Origin of the sequence: Micromonospora sp. NPDC049679, assembly GCF_040659735.1 — a bacterium.
Taxonomy (GTDB): Bacteria; Actinomycetota; Actinomycetes; order Mycobacteriales; family Micromonosporaceae; genus Micromonospora_I.
Genome location: NZ_JBFANZ010000038.1, coordinates 25,060 through 45,741, shown reverse-complemented (window position 1 = coordinate 45,741; position 20,682 = coordinate 25,060). Strand labels below are relative to the sequence as shown.

At 70.3% G+C, this 20,682-nt stretch carries 24 protein-coding genes and 1 pseudogene; 7 read left to right on the top strand and 18 right to left on the bottom strand.

Annotated elements, in window-relative coordinates:
- Nucleotides 1–29 precede the first annotated feature (29 nt).
- Entirely contained in the window at nucleotides 30–701 is a 672-nt protein-coding gene (locus AB0J06_RS21565; RefSeq protein WP_357430741.1) for a hypothetical protein, read from the top strand.
- Here AB0J06_RS21565 and AB0J06_RS21560 read toward each other — a convergent pair.
- The gene (locus AB0J06_RS21560) at nucleotides 679–2,163 is read right to left on the bottom strand and encodes a beta-N-acetylhexosaminidase (protein ID WP_357430740.1); all 1,485 of its coding nucleotides are present in this window, start codon (nucleotides 2,161–2,163) and stop codon (nucleotides 679–681) included. The two genes, AB0J06_RS21565 and AB0J06_RS21560, sit on opposite strands and share 23 nt — an antisense overlap.
- Nucleotides 2,164–2,219: 56 nt before the next feature.
- On the opposite strand from AB0J06_RS21560, the gene AB0J06_RS21555 reads away from it, so the two are divergent.
- On the top strand, nucleotides 2,220–2,684 hold the full coding sequence (locus tag AB0J06_RS21555; RefSeq protein WP_357430739.1) for a hypothetical protein: 465 nt from the start codon (nucleotides 2,220–2,222) through the stop codon (nucleotides 2,682–2,684).
- Nucleotides 2,685–2,846: 162 nt separating this feature from the next.
- A complete protein-coding gene (locus AB0J06_RS21550; protein WP_357430738.1) occupies nucleotides 2,847–3,464 on the top strand; it encodes a class I SAM-dependent methyltransferase in 618 nt (205 codons plus the stop codon).
- 111 nt (nucleotides 3,465–3,575) lie between these two features.
- Here AB0J06_RS21550 and AB0J06_RS21545 read toward each other — a convergent pair.
- The 3 genes and pseudogenes from AB0J06_RS21545 to AB0J06_RS21535 all read right to left on the bottom strand — a co-directional run.
- Nucleotides 3,576–3,686: pseudogene (locus AB0J06_RS21545) on the bottom strand (DUF664 domain-containing protein); the annotation flags it as partial.
- Between the two features lie 149 nt (nucleotides 3,687–3,835).
- Nucleotides 3,836–5,008 carry an IS701 family transposase gene (locus tag AB0J06_RS21540; protein WP_357430749.1) on the bottom strand — a complete coding sequence of 391 codons (1,173 nt, stop codon included), beginning with the start codon at nucleotides 5,006–5,008 and terminating at the stop codon, nucleotides 3,836–3,838.
- Nucleotides 5,009–5,141: 133 nt separating this feature from the next.
- A complete protein-coding gene (locus AB0J06_RS21535) occupies nucleotides 5,142–5,405 on the bottom strand; it encodes a DUF397 domain-containing protein (protein ID WP_357430737.1) in 264 nt (87 codons plus the stop codon).
- A gap of 747 nt (nucleotides 5,406–6,152) precedes the next feature.
- Here AB0J06_RS21535 and AB0J06_RS21530 point away from each other — a divergent pair.
- The 3 genes from AB0J06_RS21530 to AB0J06_RS21520 all read left to right on the top strand — a co-directional run bounded on the left by AB0J06_RS21530 (nucleotide 6,153) and on the right by AB0J06_RS21520 (nucleotide 8,835).
- On the top strand, nucleotides 6,153–6,902 hold the full coding sequence (locus AB0J06_RS21530; RefSeq protein ID WP_357430736.1) for an ATP-binding cassette domain-containing protein: 750 nt from the start codon (nucleotides 6,153–6,155) through the stop codon (nucleotides 6,900–6,902).
- 230 nt (nucleotides 6,903–7,132) lie between these two features.
- Nucleotides 7,133–8,206 (top strand): hypothetical protein, encoded by a 1,074-nt coding sequence (locus tag AB0J06_RS21525; protein WP_357430735.1) that lies wholly within the window; start codon nucleotides 7,133–7,135, stop codon nucleotides 8,204–8,206.
- Nucleotides 8,206–8,835: a hypothetical protein gene (locus tag AB0J06_RS21520; protein ID WP_357430734.1), complete on the top strand. Its 630-nt coding sequence runs from the start codon at nucleotides 8,206–8,208 to the stop codon at nucleotides 8,833–8,835. The genes AB0J06_RS21525 and AB0J06_RS21520 overlap by 1 nt, the downstream gene beginning before the upstream one ends.
- A 296-nt stretch (nucleotides 8,836–9,131) precedes the next feature.
- Here the strand turns inward: AB0J06_RS21520 and AB0J06_RS21515 are convergent, their stop codons facing one another.
- Nucleotides 9,132–10,079: a hypothetical protein gene (locus AB0J06_RS21515; protein WP_357430733.1), complete on the bottom strand. Its 948-nt coding sequence runs from the start codon at nucleotides 10,077–10,079 to the stop codon at nucleotides 9,132–9,134.
- 306 nt (nucleotides 10,080–10,385) lie between these two features.
- Here AB0J06_RS21515 and AB0J06_RS21510 point away from each other — a divergent pair, with 306 nt between their 5' ends.
- Nucleotides 10,386–10,565, top strand: coding sequence for a hypothetical protein (locus tag AB0J06_RS21510; RefSeq protein ID WP_357430732.1), 180 nt, complete (start codon nucleotides 10,386–10,388; stop codon nucleotides 10,563–10,565).
- 18 nt (nucleotides 10,566–10,583) lie between these two features.
- Here the strand turns inward: AB0J06_RS21510 and AB0J06_RS21505 are convergent, their stop codons facing one another.
- The 13 genes from AB0J06_RS21505 to hisD form a co-directional block, all read right to left on the bottom strand.
- Complete coding sequence (locus tag AB0J06_RS21505) at nucleotides 10,584–10,952, bottom strand: hypothetical protein (RefSeq protein WP_357430731.1); 369 nt, start codon at nucleotides 10,950–10,952, stop codon at nucleotides 10,584–10,586.
- Between the two features lie 226 nt (nucleotides 10,953–11,178).
- Entirely contained in the window at nucleotides 11,179–12,348 is a 1,170-nt protein-coding gene (locus tag AB0J06_RS21500) for a helix-turn-helix domain-containing protein (RefSeq protein WP_357430730.1), read from the bottom strand.
- A 273-nt stretch (nucleotides 12,349–12,621) separates the two neighbouring features.
- The gene (hisF, locus tag AB0J06_RS21495; protein ID WP_357430729.1) at nucleotides 12,622–13,389 is read right to left on the bottom strand and encodes an imidazole glycerol phosphate synthase subunit HisF; all 768 of its coding nucleotides are present in this window, start codon (nucleotides 13,387–13,389) and stop codon (nucleotides 12,622–12,624) included.
- Between the two features lie 56 nt (nucleotides 13,390–13,445).
- Nucleotides 13,446–14,447 (bottom strand): NADP-dependent oxidoreductase, encoded by a 1,002-nt coding sequence (locus AB0J06_RS21490; protein WP_357430728.1) that lies wholly within the window; start codon nucleotides 14,445–14,447, stop codon nucleotides 13,446–13,448.
- Nucleotides 14,444–14,869: an organic hydroperoxide resistance protein gene (locus AB0J06_RS21485; protein ID WP_357430727.1), complete on the bottom strand. Its 426-nt coding sequence runs from the start codon at nucleotides 14,867–14,869 to the stop codon at nucleotides 14,444–14,446. The genes AB0J06_RS21490 and AB0J06_RS21485 overlap by 4 nt, the downstream gene beginning before the upstream one ends.
- Nucleotides 14,870–14,874: 5 nt before the next feature.
- Nucleotides 14,875–15,342: a MarR family transcriptional regulator gene (locus AB0J06_RS21480; RefSeq protein WP_357430726.1), complete on the bottom strand. Its 468-nt coding sequence runs from the start codon at nucleotides 15,340–15,342 to the stop codon at nucleotides 14,875–14,877.
- Between the two features lie 176 nt (nucleotides 15,343–15,518).
- Nucleotides 15,519–16,244, bottom strand: a complete 726-nt coding sequence (gene priA / locus AB0J06_RS21475; RefSeq protein ID WP_357430725.1) for a bifunctional 1-(5-phosphoribosyl)-5-((5-phosphoribosylamino)methylideneamino)imidazole-4-carboxamide isomerase/phosphoribosylanthranilate isomerase PriA — start codon at nucleotides 16,242–16,244, stop codon at nucleotides 15,519–15,521.
- A 28-nt stretch (nucleotides 16,245–16,272) separates the two neighbouring features.
- Nucleotides 16,273–16,599, bottom strand: a complete 327-nt coding sequence (locus AB0J06_RS21470) for a hypothetical protein (RefSeq protein ID WP_357430724.1) — start codon at nucleotides 16,597–16,599, stop codon at nucleotides 16,273–16,275.
- A gap of 34 nt (nucleotides 16,600–16,633) precedes the next feature.
- Complete coding sequence (gene hisH, locus AB0J06_RS21465) at nucleotides 16,634–17,254, bottom strand: imidazole glycerol phosphate synthase subunit HisH (RefSeq protein WP_357430723.1); 621 nt, start codon at nucleotides 17,252–17,254, stop codon at nucleotides 16,634–16,636.
- The gene (locus AB0J06_RS21460; protein WP_357430722.1) at nucleotides 17,254–17,424 is read right to left on the bottom strand and encodes a hypothetical protein; all 171 of its coding nucleotides are present in this window, start codon (nucleotides 17,422–17,424) and stop codon (nucleotides 17,254–17,256) included. The genes hisH and AB0J06_RS21460 overlap by 1 nt, the downstream gene beginning before the upstream one ends.
- A 55-nt stretch (nucleotides 17,425–17,479) precedes the next feature.
- Entirely contained in the window at nucleotides 17,480–18,091 is a 612-nt protein-coding gene (hisB, locus tag AB0J06_RS21455; RefSeq protein WP_357430721.1) for an imidazoleglycerol-phosphate dehydratase HisB, read from the bottom strand.
- A 99-nt stretch (nucleotides 18,092–18,190) separates the two neighbouring features.
- Complete coding sequence (locus AB0J06_RS21450) at nucleotides 18,191–19,276, bottom strand: histidinol-phosphate transaminase (protein WP_357430720.1); 1,086 nt, start codon at nucleotides 19,274–19,276, stop codon at nucleotides 18,191–18,193.
- Entirely contained in the window at nucleotides 19,273–20,598 is a 1,326-nt protein-coding gene (hisD, locus tag AB0J06_RS21445) for a histidinol dehydrogenase (protein ID WP_357430719.1), read from the bottom strand. Before hisD ends, AB0J06_RS21450 begins: the two co-directional genes overlap by 4 nt.
- Nucleotides 20,599–20,682 lie beyond the last annotated feature (84 nt).

The window sequence follows — 20,682 nt, the reverse complement described above, 5'->3', positions numbered from 1 at the left end:
CTCCCCGATTGGACACCAGAGTGGCATGCATGAACACGATTGGCAACCTCCGCGAGCGACCGGTCCGGCGGCTCGTCCAGCTCCTCGCCGGCCTGCTGCTCTACGGCGTGAGCATGGCCCTGATGATCGAGTCGACCCTGGGGCTCGACCCGTGGGACGTCTTCCACCAGGGGCTGGCCCGACTCACCGGCCTGTCGTTCGGCACCATCACCATCGCGGTCGGCGCTCTCGTGCTGCTGCTCTGGATTCCGCTGCGGCAGCGCCCCGGCATCGGCACGATCAGCAACGTCGTCCTCATCGGCCTCGCCGTCGACGCCACGCTCGCGCTGCTGCCGACCGTGCAGCCCTGGCCGCTGCGGGTCGGGTTCCTGGCCGCCGGCATCGTGCTCAACGGCGTCGCCACCGGCCTCTACATCGGGGCCCGGTTGGGCCCGGGGCCGCGCGACGGCCTGATGACCGGTTACGTCGCGCTGCACCCGCGGCACTCCGTCCGCCTGGTGCGGACCGTCATCGAGATCTCCGTCCTCGCGACCGGCTGGCTGCTGGGCGGAACGGTCGGTTTCGGCACCGTGCTCTACGCGGTCAGCATCGGACCGCTCGTGCAGCTGTTCCTCCCCCTGTTCACCGTGCCGGGCGGGGGCGCGCCGCCCACCGCCGACGCAGCAGCCCGGACCGCGGTCAGTCCAGCGGCCGGTAGTTGACCCGGAGGTGGTCTAGTCGACCCAGGTGGGCGGTGAGGCGCGCCCGGAACCCCGGGAAATCGCCGCCCGGGCCCGACCAGCCCACCTCGGCCAACGCCGCCAACCGCGGAAACGCGCGCCACTCGACCCGATCGGTGGTCGGCAGATACTCGCTCCACACCTGGCCCTGCACCCCGAGGACGTGGCCGGGGGCGAAGCCGTACACCCGCTCCAACGGCAGCGTCCCCGCGATGGCCAGCGGTTCGTCCGGACCGTCGTGCTCCGCCCAGTCGAAGTAGGTGTGCGTGTACGGGGCGGCGACCACCTCGTGCCCGGCGTGCTGCGCGGCGAGGATCCGGTCCTCCCCCCGCCACGCGAAGACCGTCGTGCCCGCGGCGGGGCGACGGTCCAGGATCTCGTCCCAGGCGGCGGTCCGGCGGCCGTGCCGCGCCAGATGCTCGGTCAGCTGGGCGGTCCACCAACCCTGCAGGTCGGCGACGCGGTCCAGGCCCAGTTCGGCGGCGCGCCGGCGCGCGTGCGGGCTCGCCGCCCACTCCCGCGACGGCACCTCGTCACCGCCGATGTGCACGTACTCGAACGGAAAGACCTCGACCACCTCGTCGAGCACGTGGCGGACGACGTCGAGGGTCGCGTCGGCCACGTTGAGCACGTGCGTCGAGATCCCCCACGTGGTGCCCACGGCCAGCTGCCGGGCGGGATCGTTGCCGAGCTCGGGGTAGGCGGCGATGGCCGCCTGGGTGTGGCCGGGCAGGTCCACCTCCGGCATGATCCGCACGCCGCGCAGCGCCGCGTAGTCGACCAGGTCGCGCAGCTCGCCCTGGGTGTAGAAACCCCCGTGCGGTACGCCGTCCCCGCGCTCGTCGCGCGCGTGCCCGAGCGGCGACTCGCGGCGGATGCTCCCCACCTCGGTCAGCCGCGGGTACCGCCGGACCTCGAACCGCCACCCCTGGTCGTCGGTGAGGTGCAGGTGCAGAGTGTTGAGCTTGTGCAGTGCGAGCAGGTCGACGTAGCGGTAGAGGAACCGCAGCGGATGACACCAGCGGGCCACGTCGAGCAGCGCGCCGCGCCACGCGTAGGCGGGCACGTCGGCGATCTCGACGCAGGGCAGCCGCCAGTCGATCCCCCGGGCCGGGCCGTCGCCGTACACCTGGTCGGGGAGCAACTGCCGCAGGGTCTGCACCGCCCAGCGCAGCCCGCCCTTCGCGGCGGCCGTGGCGACCACCTCCGTGGACGTCACCCGCAGCCGGTAACCCTCCTCCCCCAGCTCCGGATCATGGTCGAGCCGAAGGCTGATCACCCCGTCACCGGGCGCCGCCGCGTCGGAGAGCGACAGGCCGGTCGCCGGCGTCAACAGCTCCCGCACCAGGCGGGCAACGGACTCGGGGGCGTGCAGACGCGTCGCGTCGGAAAGGCGGAACTCTCCGTCATGCGGCACCATGCGGCCGGGCGCAGGAATGACCATGAGATGAGCCAAGCACAGGAGTTCCGCCGACGGCGATCGCACGGCATCATTGCCCCATGACGAGTGCGGGGTGGCGGTGGGCCGACGCGTGGATCTTCGTCTCGGTGGTCATCGCGGGAGGCGCGGGGCGGCACCGCCGGGCCGCCTCAACCCGCCGTCCGGAAGGAATCCGCCTCACCGACGTACTGTCCACTGCGGACCATCTCAACCGTGCCATCCCGACCCGGCGGGACGTCGAGATGGCGGTGCGGCGCCTCGTGGGCGCCGGCCTGATCACCGTCGCGGACGGGTGGTACCAGCTGACCCCGGCCGGGGCGACGCTGTGGCGCACCCGGCCCCGCTGCGGCCTCTCGACCGTCGTCGACACGTTGCACGGCGCGCTCAACCACCGGCACGCGCCGGGCGCGGCCGAGTGGGGGCTCGGCGACGACGAGCACGGCGCGGCGGTCCAGGAATACCTCGTCCGCCGGATGGACACGACACCGGCGCCACGCCGCTCCCCCGAAGCCGGCCCGCGCTAGCCACCCGTCCCCGCCCCAAGATCCGCGTGATCAGGGAGCAACTCCCGCGAGTCGTCGGCGCGTCCCGGTATCCCTCCCTTATCACGGGGATCATCGGGATCCGGCAGGATCGGGGAGAGGCGGCGACTCGGCCGCGGACCCGACCGAGATCCGGGAGACACGATGAGTCGCTGGAGCGAGTTGACCCGCGGAGACGGGGGCGCGGGCGCGCGGTACGCGTCCCGCTTCACCGAGTTGGCCGCGAGCGGCGCGGACGTCCACGGCGAGGCCCGGCTCTGCACCCGTCTCGTCCCGCCCGGCGCGCGGGTGCTCGACGCGGGCTGTGGCACCGGGCGGGTCGCGGTGCGCCTCGCCGAGCTCGGCTACCGGTGCGTCGGTGTGGACCTGGACGACTCGATGCTTGCCGAGGCGCGGCGCGCGGCCCCCGAGCTGCCCTGGCTGCGGGCCGACCTGACGGAGCTCGACCTGCCGGCGCACGGCATTCCCGAACCGTTCGACCTGATCGTGTCGGCCGGCAACGTCATCCCGCTGCTCGCCCCGGGGACCGAGCCGGTGGTCGTCGGCCGGCTCGCCGCCCACCTGCACGACGGCGGGCTGCTCGTCGCCGGGTTCGGCCTGGACCCGGCGCACCTTCCGCTCAGCTCCGCGCCGGTCGACCTGGCCGCGTACGACAACTGGTGCGCCGCGGCCGGGCTTGAGTTGCACGAGCGGTTCGCCACCTGGGACGGCGAGGAGTATCGCGGCGGCGGTTACGCGGTGAGCGTCCACCGCCGCGTCTGAGTCGTGGTCTGGTCACTTCCACGGGCTCTCGTACCGTCGCAACGGAGTGGGACAGACCCGAGACGTCGGAGAGTGCGATGAGATGGGGCGACGACCCGTCGCCGCGGTGATCTACTCCCCGACGGGGCCGCCGGCCAGCTCCGTCACGATGTCCAGCTGCCCGAGATGGCGGGCGTACTCCTGCAGGAGGTGAAACAGCACCCGCTCCAGCGGCGGCGGAGCTACCCCGTCCCATCGCGCGCTAGTAGCGCTTTGTTAGGTTCTGTGGCGTTTGTTGCGGTGTAACGGTTTCACGGGTTGGTGGCAGGTGAGGCAGGCGCCGGTCCAGGTCGCGAGGAGTCGTTGCAGCTCGCGGATGACCTTGTAGAGGGTCAGGCCGGCGCAGCCGCTTTTGGGTCCAGACGCAGTTCGGTGATGAACAGGTGCGCGGCGGTGACCAGGGTGACGTGGCGGTGCCAGCCGGTCCAGGAGCGGCCCTCGAAGTGGTCCAGACCGAGGCCGGTCTTCAACTCGCGGTAGTCGTGTTCGATCCGCCAGCGGATCTTGCCGTAGCGGACCAGGTCGGCGTGGCTGGTGGTGGCGGGCAGGCTGGACAGCCAGTACTTGACCGGCTCGGCCTGGTCGTCGGGCCACTGGGCGATCAGCCACCGCTCGGTTAGGATGCCCTCGGCGTCACGGGCGACCCGGTGCCCGGCCGGGCGTACCCGCAGGAAGATGAATTGGGAGGCCATCGTGCCTTTCGAGCCTTCCCGCCAGGTGATCGTTTCCGCGGTCTCGCGTCCGGCGGCACGGACGTGTTCGACCAGGCTGGTAGCCGTCTTTGGGTAACGCGGGTCGGTGCGGGTCGGTGGGCGGCCCTGACCGGACCACACCCGCTCGACCGGCTGCACGTCTGGCTTGTGTGCGAGGGCGTCACCTTTGACCTGCATGATGTAGCCGATCCCGCGCTCGTCCAGAGCGCTGCGGAACTGACTGTTGTCGCCATAGCCGGCGTCGGCTGCCAGCAGCGGCGGACGCAGCCCGTGGCCGGCCAACTCGTCGAGCATCTCGACCACCAGCGACCACTTCGGACGATGCCGCTCATCCTCAGGTATCCCGCACCGGGCCCGACGAGCGGCCACCGCGGGGCGGTCAGCCTCGTCGACGCCCTGCTCGTCCCATGACGTCGGCAGAAACAACCGCCAATCCAGGGGGCACGACGCCGTGTCGGTGACCGCGTGAACACTCACCCCGATCTGGCAGTTCGCCACCTTGCCCAACGTCCCCGAGTACTGCCTGGCCACGCCCGGCGATCCCTTGCCGTCCTTCGGGAAACCGGTGTCATCGACCACCCACGCCACCGGCTCGACCACGTCGACCGCCCGGCGGGCCAGCCGCAGCCGCACCGCCATGGTGTCCCACGTAGACGTGCTCACGAACTGCTGCAACCCCTGATGATCCACCCCGAGCCGCTGCGCCATCGGCTGCATCGACTTGCGCCGCCCGTCCAGCAGCAACCCCCGCAGATACGTCTCACCCTTCGCCCGCTGATCCGACCGGGCCATCGACGTGAACACATCCGCGGCGAACGCCTCAAGCCGTTGCCGTACAACCGAAAGCTCATCAGGGGTCACCGAGATATCGAACTACCCAGACCACCCCGAACACCCCACGACACGCCAACCTAACAAAGGACTACTAGACCCGGTTCAGGTTTCCCTTAGTCAGGGCAGCAAGGAAGCTCTGGCATGCCGCTTGGTGGAAGGACAGGACCGGCCCACGTCGGTCCTTGGAGTCGCGGATCTGAATACCGGCGCGGTCTGTTCGAGCCTCGACGCAACTGTCGCTGCCGTTGCTAGGAGGGCCAAGCTCAGTGACGTGGAGGCGGTGCGGTGGGCGGCGCTCCGCCAAACGACGATCACATCGTCTATGATCAATGGCCTGAAGGGTCGACGGACACATAGAGATGCAGCACTGTGGGGACTGACGGTAACCCGGCCGATGGCAAAGAGTCAGGAGTGCCGAGGCCTGTCGATGACTGCCGTGTATCAGTCGCAGGCTGATAGGGGTCAACCTTTCGAAGGTGATGGCCCCTGGACCTGATCGACAGGTGCTGGACTGCTCCGTTTTTGGTATTTGCACGAGCAAGCGCAAATCCTGCTTTTCTCAACTGCCCAACGGCTGTGATCAAGGAGGTGAAGTCCTTGGCGGCCGCAGTTACCGCGCGCTCCCCGCCTTAAGTCGAGGGCGTCGATGCCATATCGCTACCACCGTAAATTGTCAACTGGGGAGGATTGATTCATGCGGAAGATTTCACGGGCGTTGCTCAGCGGCGTCGCGGCCTTCAGCTTGGTTGGTGTGGGGGCAGGGACGGCCATGGCTGAGTCACACTCAGCCATGGCATGCAATTTCCGGGTCGACGTGCCGAACTCGGGTAACGACGCGACCGTGGGTCGTGAAGGCTGCTCCAACACGGTCGATGGTACTGGTCGTGTGAGAGAGGACCGGGGTAGCTGGCCCGACGACACCGTCGGTGAAGTGTCTGGCGGTGGCTGGGGAACCAAGACCGTCAACGGTTCCTGCGGCAACGGCAACGGCACCTACTATTCTTATTTCAGCTCTAGCAGTGGGGGCTCTGCGGAGTCGTCGCGCGCCAACCGATGCTGACTTCACTGTAACGTCTCACTACTACGAGAGTAAGCGGTTTGAGTGACAGGGATCGTCGAGGTTAGAGACCTCTGGTTCTCGTACGGGAGGCGTCGGGCTCTCACCGGCGCCTCCTGGACGATTGGTCCGGGGGTGACCGCCCTGCTGGGTCCGAACGGGGCAGGGAAGACTACATTGATCAAGTGCATGGTGGGTTTGGCAAAACCCAGCCGTGGTCAGGTGATCATCGATGGCCGGGACGTCAGCGACGGTAAGCCGGCTCAGGAGTTGCTCGGCTACGTGCCCCAAAACCCATCACTTCCGGGTTTGGCGAAGGTGCGTGACCTCGTCGCTTACGCGGCCTGGCTGAGCGGCGTGGAAGCAGCGCGGGCGGACGCGGCGGTTGAGGCTGCCTTGGGGAAGATGCAGGCTTTGGACCTGGCGTCACGGCGCATCCGCACCCTCAGCGGCGGGCAGCGTCAACGAGTCGCGCTGGCCACCGGCATCGTGCACGATCCGCGCCTTCTTATCTTGGACGAGCCCACGGTCGGTCTCGACCCTGGGCAGCGACTGAAGGCACGGGAGGTGATCCAGCAATTCGCCATCGAGCGGCCGGTGCTGCTGTCGACTCACTTGACCGAGGATGTCGAGCACCTTGCGGACTCGGTCGGTGTTTTGGTCGACGGCAGGATCCAATACCAGGGCCCGACTTCGCAGCTAACCATCCCTACGGCGTCTGGTGATGGCCGACCCGGGTCGCCGTTCGAGCGTGCCTACGATGACCTGATCGTGTCCCTGGGCGGTTCCGAATGAATCGCCTGCGCCTGTTGTTCGGTTGGCCCGGCCCCCGGTGGGTGTACCCGGCCACAGGTGCTTTTATGGCGGCCGGTTCGTTTCTGGCAACCAGGGGCACGCTCGGGTCCGACTACGTTACTTGGTCGGCGGTCGCCGCCTCATGGCACGAGTCGCTCTGGATCCCCGGATCGTTAGTAGCCGGTGTAGCCGCTGCACTGGGAGCGACGTACTTCCCCAAGGGGTCGCCGGTGGCCGCGCCGATTAGGCCGAGGGTGGATGCCGGCCTGTTCCTTATCCATGGGCTTGCGTTGGCGGTGTGGCTCTGCCTGGGACATGCCCTCGGGCTTGTCCCGGTTCACGTCGCCGCGGCACGACAAGCGACTGCCGGTGCGCTGGCCCTCCAGGACGTGGTCGTCGGCTTGGCCGGTTTGACCACCTTGGCGTTGATCGGATTCTGCCTCGGTGCTGCTGTCCGGCGCTGGGTGATTGCTCCAGCAGTAGCAGTTCTGGCCTTCGCCGTGATGGGTTTGCCCAACGAGCCGCTGTTCAGGCCGATCGGGCTTTTGCTGCCGGTGCGCCAGTGGGTCAGCACGCCCAGGTATGAGGCGAACCCCCCCACCGCCGCCTTCGCCGTTGTCGCCTCCATCGGGATCTGCCTGCTCGCCGCCTCGATCGCGGCGTGGGCTCGCTCCCGCGGATCGGTCCGCCGGCAAGGCCGACCCCTTCTCATGTGGCTGGCCGCCGTAGTTGTACTGACGGCAATCGCCTTCGCGTGGCGCCCTGAACTCGTCGTGCTGGACCGTCCCGTCCTACGCGTGTGCCAACAGGTCGATGGCACAGAGGTGTGCCTGCATGCGGCCAACCAACCAGCTATGTCGCGCACCGTCGATGTCGTGGCCCGGCTGCGCGCAGCCGGGCTGTCCCCGATCCTGCACCAGGTAACGGATATCGCCGCGTCCGACCACACCATCCCACGCACCGGGGAGGCGCTCATCCGCCTCGACCCAAGCCCCCTCGACCGGAGGTTCCTCGCCGCTACCATCCCCGACCAGGTGGCCTTCCAGGTGAGCGAAGCCGCCACGCTCGGCGGCTGCCTCCAGCCTGACCAGACCACCGACGGCCACGACATCGCCGCGGTTCTCTTCGCACGAGTCCTTCAATTGGCCGGATTCGAAAACCTGGCAGGCGCCTTTGGACCCGCCGAACCATCACCTGCGGCGCGAAAGCTAACCACTATGAACGCCGAGCAAATAGGCACATTCGTTCGGACCAACCAGGAATCGATTCGCTCATGCCGCCTGTCACCAGCCACCCTCGGGTAGTGCGAAACCGCACTGCGGGACTTTGGCACGTCCGCGGTGGACCCCTCGCTGTCACCGTCATCGCCGTCGCGTTGCTATTCACGGTGGCGTTTCCCGAGCTGAGCCTCCAGGTAAGCGCCGTGTTCGACCTACAACCCCGGGGGGTGGGCACCCCGGAAATAGTCGCGGTCGCACTGGCCAGCGTCCTCCCGGCCATTACCGTCCCGCGGTTCGATGGCCGAGAGCTCACCGCCCGCCTGTCTGCCCGGTTCGGGCACTTGGCCTACTCCGCGGTTACGCTCGCCGCACCCCTGGCCGTCCTGCCGATCTGGTTCTGGACAATCACTACAAGTCACCCCGACGACCAGTTCCCACCCCTGCACGGGCTGATCGGCAACGTGGCCGCCTTCTCATGCATCGGCACCATCCTGTGCCTCGCCCTCGGCCCGATGGTCTCCGCCGCAGCTACGCCGGCACTTTTCGCAGGCTTCGTGCTCGCCCAGCATGCACTACCAAATTCGGTTCTCACCAACGAGTTCGCCACTGGTCGTTCCTGGCACACCAACTACTGGATCACCACAGCCATGGTGCTCCTGACCCTCGCCCTCAACTGGCGCCTGCGGGGCATCCCGTGGCCCGATCGCCCTTGATCGCGATCGCGTGCGCAATCGCCGATCCAGGTTACGGACCAGCATCCGCAGCCCGACCGACGTGGTGAGCTGGAACTGTGCCGCAGCCACGGCACGGGTGACCTCGTCGGTGGTCTCTACCCAGGCGACGAACGCGAGCATCCGCGACAGCTTCTCCGCCATCACGGTGACCCCGACTAGGTAGCTGGTGTTAAACGGTGGCCGCCGCTGGCGTGGTGGCCAATTCCTTCGCTGCATGCTTCACGGATCAAAGCCGCTGGCTGTTCGGACTCAGCGCCATGGGCAAGTCTACAAATTCACCTGGGGTGTATTGCGGCGTCGGCCAGATCGAGCGCCGATGACAGCAGTTTGTGTGCCGCGTCTGGCAGGTACCCCAGGCCCAGGCCGCTCGCCTCTACCAACTGCCTCAGCGCCCTATGGTGTTCGCGGTCAACGGCAGGGTGGCCGAGGAGATCACGCGCAGGGTTGGCGTCCTCGTCACGAATCACGTCCGAGATCAAGCGATTGACCAGGTCTTTTGCAAGCGTCGGCGACACGTCAGTGGCGAGGTCTAGAGCCGTGAGGCTAAGGCGGATGCGGAAGACCCTGAGTCCAGCGGTGGAGGGTATGCCTGGTAATCGTTCGATTAAGTCAGTGTGGTCCGTTGGGGGGAGATCCCCAACCGTCGTTGCGTGCCAGTTCTGCAAGAGGTCGTATACCGCTTGCTCCCAGGGTTGCGCGATTTGGGTGTGGCGGAGAATGGCGGCAGATGCCGGGCTGTCGCCCTGCGTCAGGTGGGCTACGACCGCGACTTGTCGCCCGTCGAGCAGGGTGGGGCCGATCCCGTCGTAGTAACGGACGTGGGTCAGGGCGTCGGCCCAGCGTCCGGCGAGGGTGAGGGCGCGGGTTCCGTCAGAGAGCAGGACGCTGCGTAGCCGGCCGAGGTTCTGATCGAGTTCGCCGGTATCGGCGGGTAGCTGCCGGGGGTGCAGCTCAAGCTCGTCAACGACCACGGGCCTGCCGCTGATGATCGCGTTGTATAGGTCGGTGAGCAGGTTGTGCGCGCCGTCGCCGTCGCCGGCTCGGATGCGTAGGCGGGCCAGATTGACGACTGGTTCGAGGGCGAAGCGGGCGGTGTAGCCATTGAGCGGGGCTCGGCTGAGGTAGAGGTTCGCGTGGCGATGGCACCAGGCGCGGGCTAGTAGTGCTTTGTTAGGTTGGCGTGTCGTGGGGTGTTCGGGGTGGTCTGGGTAGTTCGAGTCCATCCGGAAGGCAGGCTGCTGCGGCGCAGCTCGTCTTCGGCCAACGCCGACACCTTCGCCAACACGTTTTCGCGGAAGTAGTCGAGGTACTGCAGGAACACCTCGCTACGCCCTGCGGCCGGAACCGTCGGCGAAGGGAACGGCATCATCACGCGGCCGTTATCCCGATCGCGACGATGTCGGCCACCGAAGGCCCGCGTCGACGCGAACTGTCAGCAGTCCGGTCGGGTAGGGGCTGGTACGAGGTCAGGAGGGCTGGCTCGGGGGCTCGCGGTCGCGTTCGGCGGGCACCGTTGCCGTACTCGACTGATGTACTGCTTCGTCGAGCAGCCGCGCGTAGTGCTCGCGCATCCGCAGCCAGTACCGTCGCTCGTCGCACGGGTGCAGCCGACCGCATCGACAGAGAGTCAGGCCCGCCTCGGCGTGCACGGCCAGGAAAATCTCGGCGCAGTCGGTCTGCCATTGCGCGTGTTGACGGAAAGCGTCTGATCCGTAGATGGTTCCCATTTACGTCCCCGCCCGGCGCTGATGGTGGTGCCACAGGAGCTCCGCCATGGCGTCGACCGGGTCGATCTCACCGGCGGCGATCCTCGCCCGGGTGATCGCGATCCACGGCGACGACGTTTCAACTGACTCCCCGCACGCCGTCTGCATCCCCTCGATCGCGAGACGCGCAGCGGGGCACGGGCTGAGTTCGTTGTCCCGCCGGCACGCGGTGATTACGCAGAAGCCCTCGCGGTCCCTCCCGTGCGCGTCCCACAGCCCACGCGCCAGCCGCCACAACAGCCGATGCCGACACTCGTTCGGCGGCTCCAGAGGCGGATCCTCGACGTTGACAGACTGCTGCGGGGGTGACCGCCATCCCTTACGTCGCACAGTTGCCCTCCTGCGAGAGAGTTCAGCGGCGTTGTCTCCTACCGCGCCGAAGACGAACCGCCAAACCTCGTCCGGCCGGGCGCGGCGACGGCCATACCGGCGCTGTTGCTGATGGTGTTCGACGGTCGCCGCGCCCTCGGTCGTAGCGTCACGTACTCGTGTGGCTACAACCAGACGGCGGATGTCCGCCAACCCGCAGCGCTGTCCGCTACAGCCAGCGCCGACGTCAGGGCCGGTACGACTCGTACGCGTCGCGCAGCTCCGGTGCCGATCGAATCCCGGTCCGCTCCACGCCGACAAGGAGCTCGGTCGCCCGCCACCAATTCGACGGGGCTATCCGGCCCGACACGATCGCCGCTTCCCCCACCGCAATCGCTTCATCGACCTCGTCCGCCGCAAGCAGTGCCAGACCGAGATCGAGGCGCGCCGACGCGACCCGCCTCGGCCGACTTGAACCAGTGCTCTCCAGGTCGGCGAGCACGGCACGCGCGACGCCCACGGCCGCCGGGTCACCGGCCCAGGCAAGGGTCGTTGCCGTGTACGCCGCCGCCTTGCCCGGGTCGTAGCGGTAGTGGTGTTCCGGGCGGTCCGGCACCGACAGCGGCCCGACGAGCCGGTGAACCCGGTCGAGGACCTCGCGGGTACGACGGCGCTCGCCCATGCGCGCCCACGCCCGCCCTTCCTGCGCCGTGGCCTGGATATGCGCGGAGCTGCCGCGCGGCGCCACCGCCTGCGCATGGTGGGAAAGACGCAAAGCCTGCTGGTAGTCGCCTGCGGTGAGCACGTCCCATGCCCGCGTTTCCAAGCACCACGCCCGAATCCCGGCATGCCCGGCCTGCGACGCCAACCGATCCGCAGTCGCCAGGTGGGCATCCGCCGCCGCCCGATGCCGCAGGTCGATATGCACCGTCGCGCGCAGCAACGCCAACCAGCCCCCCGCCACGATCAGCCGCCGACGCTGCTCAAGGGTCGCCCTCGCCCCGAGCAGACGGCTGACATAACCCAGATGACGGCGCACGAGCGGCAACAACTCGACCGGGACCGTAGTCGCGTAGGCGCTGGCCATGTCATCCACCGCGCGTTCGATGCGGTCAACGGTCTCGGCGCTGACATCGCTCGCCTCCACCCGTCGAGCCAACTCCCACGCGTCAACCTCGTCGTCGGCCATGGCAACGGTCGGCGCTGCGACGAGGTTGGCCAGGCGTCCTGCGGCATCCAGGACATCATCGAGGTGACGAGCGACGGCAGAAACCGCCGGCTTCCGCCCGGTTTCCAGTTCATGAAGATGGCTCTTGCTGCGATGTGCGAGCGCCGCAAGGGCGCGCAGCGACAGCCCGCGCTCAACACGGAGCCGCCGTAGCTCGGCGGCGAACCTCGGATCAACGACTCCCGGCACGGCCGACCACCCCAGGTAGCGGAATCAGCGACGGCTCAGTGCCTTCCCACGCGCCGCCACTTCGGACCGTACACCGGTCCGCTCACGGATTTCCGCTGCGATCGATGCGTCGCGGTGAACCCTCGGCTACGACCTGCTTCCGCCGCGCCCTGTGTTGGAGATGCCGGAAGCTGGACCAGCCACTCACCGACTGGACGAGAAGCACGGCCGCACCGATGGTCACGCGAGCAGGGAGAGCGCTCCGTGGGACCACGTCGCCCAGCGCCGGAGCCGTCAGCGGACGGGGTGGCCGGCCGTACGCAGGGTCCGCTTGACGTCGCCGATGCTCAGCTCGCCGAAGTGGAAGACGCTCGCCGCAAGCACCGCGTCCGCCCCGGCGTCCACGGCGGGCGGGAAATGCCCGATCTCGCCGGCGCCGCCGCTGGCGATCACCGGGATCTCCACGGCGGCCCGGACGGCCGTGATCAGCTCCAGGTCGAAGCCGGCCTTGGTGCCGTCGGCGTCCATCGAGTTGAGCAGGATCTCCCCCGCGCCCAGCTCGGCGCCGCGCCGCGCCCACTCGACCGCGTCGATCCCGGTGCCGCGCCGCCCGCCGTGGGTGGTCACCTCGAAGCCGCTCGCCGTGGCGCCGTTCGTCGCGCGTCGGACGTCGAGGGAGAGCACCAGCACCTGCCGGCCGAACCGGTCGGCGATCTCGCTGATCAGGGCGGGACGGGCGATCGCGGCGGTGTTGACCCCGACCTTGTCCGCGCCGGCACGCAGCAGCGTGTCGACGTCGGCGACGGCCCGTACGCCGCCGCCGACGGTGAGCGGGATGAAGACCGACTCGGCGGTGCGGCGGACGACGTCGAGCATCGTGCCGCGGTCGCTGGAGGAGGCGGTGACGTCGAGGAAGGTCAGCTCGTCGGCCCCGGCCGCGTCGTAGGCCGCGGCCAGCTCGACCGGGTCACCGGCGTCGCGCAGATCGAGGAAGTTGACCCCTTTGACCACCCGGCCCGCGTCCACGTCGAGGCAGGGGATCACGCGTACCGCCACCGTCATGCGTCGAGCCTATCCGCTGGTGACCGCGGGACCGCGGCCACCAGCGGCGGCTGTGGTCAGAGACGCACGAGCATCTTGCCGAGGTTGTCGCCGCGGAGCAGGCCGAGGAACGCCTCCGGGGCGTTCGGCAGGCCGTCGACGAACGTCTCGTCGTAGCGCAACTGCCCGGAGCTCAGCCATCCCGCCAGCTCGGCGACGAACGCGTCGCGCAGGTGCGCGTGGTCGCCGACGATGAAGCCGCGCAGGGTCAGGCGCTTGCCGATGGCCAGCGCCAGGTTGCGCGGGGCCGCCGGCGGCTCGGTCGCGTTGTACTGGGAAATCGCCCCGCAGAGCGCGACCCGGCCGTGGTTGCGCAGCGCGCTGATCGCCGCCTCCAGGTGGTCGCCGCCGACGTTGTCGAAGTAGACGTCGATCCCCTCCGGCGCGGCGGCGCGCAGCGACTCGCGCACCGGCCCGGCGTGGTAGTCGAACGCCGCGTCGAAGCCGAGTTCACGCAGGTAGTCGACCTTCGCGGGCGATCCGGCGCTGCCCACCACCCGGGCCGCACCGCGCAGCTTGGCGATCTGCCCGACGAGGCTGCCGACGGCACCGGCGGCGGCCGAGACGAAGACCGTCTCGCCGGGCTTCATCGCGGCGACGTCGAGCAGGCCGGCGTAGGCGGTCAGCCCCGGCATGCCGAGCGCGCCCAGGTACGCCGAGGCCGGCGCCAGCGTCGGATCGACCGGCCGGGCCGCCCGCGCCTCGAGCAGGGCGTACTCCCGCCAGCCCAGGCCGTGCAGCACCACGTCGCCGGGCGCGAGTTCCACGCCCTCGCCGACCGCGACGACCTCGCCGACCGCCCCGCCGTCGAGCGCCGCGCCGACCTGGAACGGCGGCACGTACGACTTGACGTCGTTCATCCGGCCGCGCATGTACGGGTCGACCGACATCACCTGGTTGCGTACCAGCACCTGGCCGGGACCGGGGTCGGGCACGGGCACCTCGACGAGCCGGAAGTTGTCCGGCGTCGGCCAGCCGGCCGGCCGCGATGCCAGGTGGATCTCCCGTGCGGTGGTCACTTCGCCTCCGTGATGCTCAGGGTGACGTCGACGTTGCCCCGTACCGCGTTGGAGTAGGGGCAAACCTGGTGGGCCTGCGCCACCAGGTCCTCGGCGGTCGCCTTCGGCACGCCGGGCAGCTCGACGGCGAGCGCGACGGTCAGGCCGAAGCCGCCGTTGCCGTCCGATCCGATGCCGACGCGGGCGGTGACCGTCGAATCGGGCGCGTCGACGCGCGCCCGGCGGGCGACCAGTCGGAGCGCGGAGTGGAAACAGGCGGCGTAGCCGGCGGCGAAGAGCTGCTCGGGATTGGTGGCGCCGCCGGCGCCGCCCATCTCCTTCGGCATCGCGAGGGCGGCCTCGAACGCGCCGTCGGACGTGCGGACGCGGCCGTCGCGGCCGTCGCCGGTGGCCTGGGCCTCGGCGGTGTAGAGCACCTGCATGGTCGTTACTTCTCCTTCTGCGCGGGGGGATGCGCTCCGGTGGAGTGGATGGCCTCGGTGACCCGGGTGAGGGTGTCGCGCAGCGCCAGCAGCTCGTTCTCGCTCAGACCGGTGGCCCGGGCGACCCGGCGCGGGATGTCGTCCACCCGCCGGCGCAGCGCCCGGCCGGCGTCGGTCAGCCGCACCTCGACGATCCGCTCGTCGCGGTCGCTCCGGTACCGCCCGACCAGACCGGCGCCCTCCAGCCGTTTCAGCATCGGCGAGAGAGTGCCGGAGTCGAGGTGGAGCGCCTCGCCGAGCTCCTTGACGGTGGGGACCGCGTCGCCGCGCTCCCAGAGCGCGAGCAGCGCGAGATATTGCGGGTAGGTCAGCCCCAACTCCTCGAGGAGCGGCCGGTAGACGTCGGTGACCGCGCGGGACGCCGAGTAGAGCGCGAAGCAGACCTGACGCCGCAACTCCAGATCCCGATCCATACCAGGGAACGATAGTGCACGATCTAGTTGTGCACAACTAATCTGCTACGAAGTGACCGCCGGGATGCGCGTCGGGCCCCACCGCGATCAGATGGTCGGGGCAGGGCCCGCCGGCGACGGCCGTCGCGACCGGGCGCGCCACGCGGAAAGCCCCGCCGCGGCACGCCCCACCCGCGTCACGCCTCGGCGAGTACGGCGAGGGCCTCGGCGACGGTGAACGCCCCGGCATAGAGCGCCTTCCCCGCGATGACCCCCTCCACCCCGATCGGCTCCAGGGTCGCCAGCGCCCGCAGATCATCCAATGTGGAGACCCCACCCGAGGCGACGACCGGCCTGTCGGTCTGCGCGCACACCTCGCGCAACAGGTCGAGGTTCGGCCCGCGCATCGTGCCGTCCTTGGTGATGTCGGTGACCACGTAACGTGCCGCGCCGGCCTTGTCCAACCGCTCCAGCACCTCGAACAGGTCACCGCCGTCGCGGGTCCAGCCCCGCGCGGAGAGGGTACGACCCCGTACGTCCAGCCCGATCGCCACCCGGTCGCCGAACTCGCCGACCACCCGGTCGCACCACTGCGGGTCCTCCAGGGCGGCGGTGCCGATGTTGACCCGCGCCGCGCCGGTACCCAGCGCCGCGCGCAGCGACTCGTCGTCGCGGATCCCCCCGGACAACTCGACCGCCACGTCCAGCCGGCGCACCACGTCGGCGAGGAGATGCGCGTTGGAGCCCCGCCCGAACGCGGCGTCCAGATCGACCAGATGGATCCAGGTGGCGCCGTCGCGCTGCCACGCCAGCGCCGCCTCCAGCGGGTCGCCGTACGTGGTCTCGCTCCCGGCCGCCCCCTGGACGAGGCGCACCGCCTGACCGTCAGCGACGTCGACGGCGGGAAGCAGGGTGAGGGTCAACTCGATCTCCTATCTGACATGGACGGTGCTATGTGCGCCGACCGAGGGCGATCACCACGACCGCGGGGAGCCCGAGCACCGCCAGCGCGATCAGCAGCAGCCGCAGCGCCGGGTCGTCGACGAGCAGCCAGACCACGGCGAGCAGCGCCAACGACAAGACAATGATCCCGGCACGCTCGCCGGTGCTGCGACGGGCGAAGAGCCGTCCGGTGCGCCGGCGCCGCAACCGCGGGGTCAGCCGACGGACGATCGTCCGACGCCGCTGCCGGCGCGCCACCCTCCGGGCCCGCGCCGCCTTCTCCCGCTCCGCCTCGGCGACCCGCACGGCCCGCCGGCGGGCCCGCTCCTTGCTCACCGGCGACTTCCCGCACCGCTCACGACATCGCCGCTCACAACGTCGACAGCCAGTTGCGCAGCAGCGCCGCGCCGGTGTCGCCGGACTTCTCCGGGTGGAACTGGGCCGCCGAAAGCGAACCCCGCTCCGCGGCGGCCACGAACGTGCCGTCGTGGGTGCAGGTGGTGACGAGCGCACCCGCGTCGGTGAGGCCGCTGACCGGCCCCGCCGCGTACGAGTGGACGAAGTAGAAGCGGCTCGTCGGGTCGATGCCGGCGAACAGCGCGCTGCCCTCCGGAACGTCCACAGTGTTCCAGCCCATGTGCGGCACCCGACGGGCGGCCAGCCGGGTCACCCCACCGGGCAGCAACCCCAGCCCCTTGGTGACGACCCCGTGCTCCTCGCCGTACTCGAAGAGCACCTGCATGCCGACGCAGATGCCCAGAACCGGACGGGCCGCGGCCACCCGCTCGGCGATGACCGGGCCCGCGCCCAGCGCGTCGATGCCGGCCATGCACGCGGCGAACGCACCGACGCCCGGCACGACGAGCCCGTCAGCGCCCGCGGCGGCGTCCAGATCGGCGGTGACGGTGACGTCCGCGCCCGCGCGCGCCAGCGCCCGCTCCGCCGACCGCAGGTTGCCCGACCCGTAGTCGAGCACGACGACGCGCGCCATCAGCTGCCTCCCGGAATCAGCCAGAGCACCCCGCCGGCGGCGGCGAACAGGGCCAGCCCCCCGACGAGCCCGACGGCGGTCCGGGACGCGGCCTGACGGTGCATCGACCAGGCGCCACCGACCAGCAGACCGGCCAGCGCGAAGAGAACGACGGGCAGCACCGAGTTCACCGCACCGGCCCTCCGTTCGCGACTGCGGGGCTCCGCTTCGCCGCACTCCTCGCGCTCACAGGCTGCCCTTCGTGCTGGGGACCACGCCCGCCGACCGCGGATCGATCGAGACGGCCTCGCGCAGCGCCCGGGAGACGGCCTTGAACTGGGCCTCCACCACGTGGTGCGCGTCGGGGTGGCCGCCGGGCCGGGCTGCGCGCAACACGTCGACGTGCAGGGTCACCCGGGCCGACTGGCCGAAGGACTCCCAGATGTGCCGGGTCATGCTCGTCGGGTAGACCGGCCCGATGTACGGCACGAGCGCCGGCTCGTCGTGCACGACGTAGGGGCGGCCGGAGAGATCGACGGCGGCCCGCACCAGCACCTCGTCCATCGGGACCGTCGCCGAGCCGTACCGCCGGATGCCCGTCTTGTCCCCGAGCGCCTCGCCGAACGCCGCGCCCAGCGCGAGCGCGGTGTCCTCCATCGTGTGATGGGCGTCGATCTCCAGGTCGCCGACGGTCTGCACGGTGAGGTCGAAGCCTCCGTGCCGGGCGATCTGGTTCAGCATGTGGTCGTAGAAGCCGACGCCGGTGCTGATCTCAGCCTTGCCGGTGCCGTCGAGGTCCAGCTCGATCAGAACCTTGGTCTCGGCGGTGGTCCGCTCGACCCGGGCGGTGCGGCTCATGCTGCTGTCACCTTTCGTTCGCGACTGCGGGGCTCGCTGCGCTCACTCCTCGCGCTCACCGCGGCAATCTTTCGTTCGCGACTGCGGGGCTCGCTGCGCTCACTCCTCGCGCTCACGGATCTCCTCCGTTGCGCGCAGAAATGCGTCTGTTTCCTCGGGGGTGCCGGCGGTGACCCGCAGCCAGCCGGGGAGCCCCACGTCGCGGACGAGCACGCCGCGGTCGAGCAGGGCCCGCCACGCCGCGCGCTGGTCACCGCCGACCTCGTACAGGACGAAGTTGGCGTCGCTGTCGGCCACCGTCACGCCGCGCTCCCGCAGCGTCGTCACGATCCGGTCGCGCTGCTCCTTGATCGCCTCGACGGTGGCGAGCAGGGCGCCGCGGTGAGCCAGCGCCGCCCGGGCCGCGGCCTGGGTCAGCGCGGAGAGGTGGTACGGCAGCCGGACGAGCTGCACCGCGTCGATCACCGCCGGATCGGCGGCGAGATAGCCCAGCCGACCGCCGGCGAACCCGAACGCCTTGCTCATCGTGCGCGTCACGACCAGGCGGGGGTGCTCCGGCAGCACGGTCAACGCGCTCGGCGTGCCCGGCCGGGCGAACTCGGCGTACGCCTCGTCGACCACCACCATGCCCGGCGCGGTCGCCAGCACCGCGCGCACCACCGCCGGATCCAGGGCGGTGCCGGTCGGGTTGTTGGGCGAGCAGAGGAAGACCAGATCCGGCCGGTGCGCCTCGACCTGCGCCACGGCCTCCGCCGCGGTCAGGCCGAAGCCCGCGCCGCGCCGCCCGTCGATCCACGTGGTGCCGGTGCCGAGCGCCAGCAGCGGATGCATCGAGTACGCCGGCATGAAGCCCAGGACGCTCCGCCCCGGCCCGCCGAACGTCTGCAGCAACTGCTGCTGGACCTCGTTGGAGCCGTTCGCCGCCCAGACGTTGGCGCCGGTCAGGCCGTGGCCCAGATAGTCGGCGAGCTCCGCGCGGAGCGCCACCGCGTCCCGGTCGGGATACCGGTTGAGGTCACGCAGCTCCGCCTGGAGCGCCTTGCCGATCGCCTCCACCACCGCGTCCGGCACCGGGTAGGAGTTTTCATTGGTGTTGAGCCGCACCGGCACGTCGAGCTGCGGCGCGCCGTACGGACTCATTCCGCGCAGGTCGTCGCGGAGCGGCAGGTCGTCGAGGGTGGTCATGCCGGGGCCGCTCCCCGGAACCGCGCCTGCACGGCCTGCCCGTGCGCCGGGAGGTCCTCGACGTTGGCGAGCGTCACCACGTGCGGGGCGACGTCGCGCAGCGCCGCCTCGTCGTACTCGACGAGGTGGATCCCGCGCAGGAAGGACTGCACCGAGAGCCCGGAGGAGTGCCGGGCGCAGCCGCCGGTGGGGAGCACGTGGTTGGAGCCGGCGCAGTAGTCGCCGAGCGACACCGGGGCGTACGCCCCGACGAAGATCGCGCCGGCGTTGCGGACCCGCAGCGCCCAGTCCCGCGCGTCCCGGGTCTGGATCTCCAGGTGCTCCGCGGCGTACGCGTCGACCACCCGCAGGCCCGCGGCGAGGTCGTCGACGAGCACGGCGCCGGACTGCAGGCCGGTGAGCGCGGTGGTGACCCGCTCGCTGTGCTTGGTGGCGGCGACCTGGCGGGCGAGTTCGCGCTCGACCGCGTCGATCAGCTCCACCGACGGGGTCACCAGGACGCTCGCGGCGAGTGGGTCGTGCTCGGCCTGGCTGATCAGGTCGGCGGCGACGTGCACCGGGTCGGCGGTGTCATCGGCGAGGATCGCGATCTCCGTCGGCCCGGCCTCGGCGTCGATCCCGACCGTCCCGCGCAGCAGGCGCTTGGCGGCGGTGACCCAGATGTTGCCCGGCCCGGTGATGACGTCGACCGGTGCGCATTGCTCCGCCCCGTCGGCGGTCGTGGCCGCGCCGTAGGCGAGCATCGCCACCGCCTGGGCGCCGCCGACCGCGTAGACCTCGTCAACGCCGAGCAGCGCGCACGCGGCGAGCACCCGGGCGTCGGGCAGGCCGCCGTTGTCGCGCTGCGGGGGGCTCGCGATGACCAGCGAGTCGACCCCGGCGACCTGGGCGGGGACCACGTTCATGACCACGGTCGACGGGTACATGGCCAGCCCACCGGGGACGTAGAGGCCGACCCGCGCTACCGGAACCCAGCGCTCGGTCACCGTGCCGCCCGGCACCACCTGCGTGGTGACGTCGTGGCGGCGCTGATCGCGGTGGACCCGACGGGCCCGCTCGATGGACTCGACGAGCGCGGCCCGCACCTCGGGGTCGAGTGCCCGCTCCGCGGCGGCGAGCGCCTCGACCGGCACGCGCAGCCGGTCCAGCGTCACCCCGTCGAAACGCTCGGTGGCGTCGCGGATCGCCGCGAAGCCATGCTCCCGGACCGCCTCCACGAGCGGACGGATCCGGTCGACGGCAACGGAGACATCGAGCTGGGCACGGGGCAGCAGCCCACGGGGGTCACGTGAGCTGCCTCGCAGGTCGATCCGGTTCAACACCCTTGCGAGTCTATGCGCCTCCCACTGGACGGACCGCCGCTGTCCAGTGCCCGAGACGGTGAGCCCCGCCACGCTAGGCTCGAC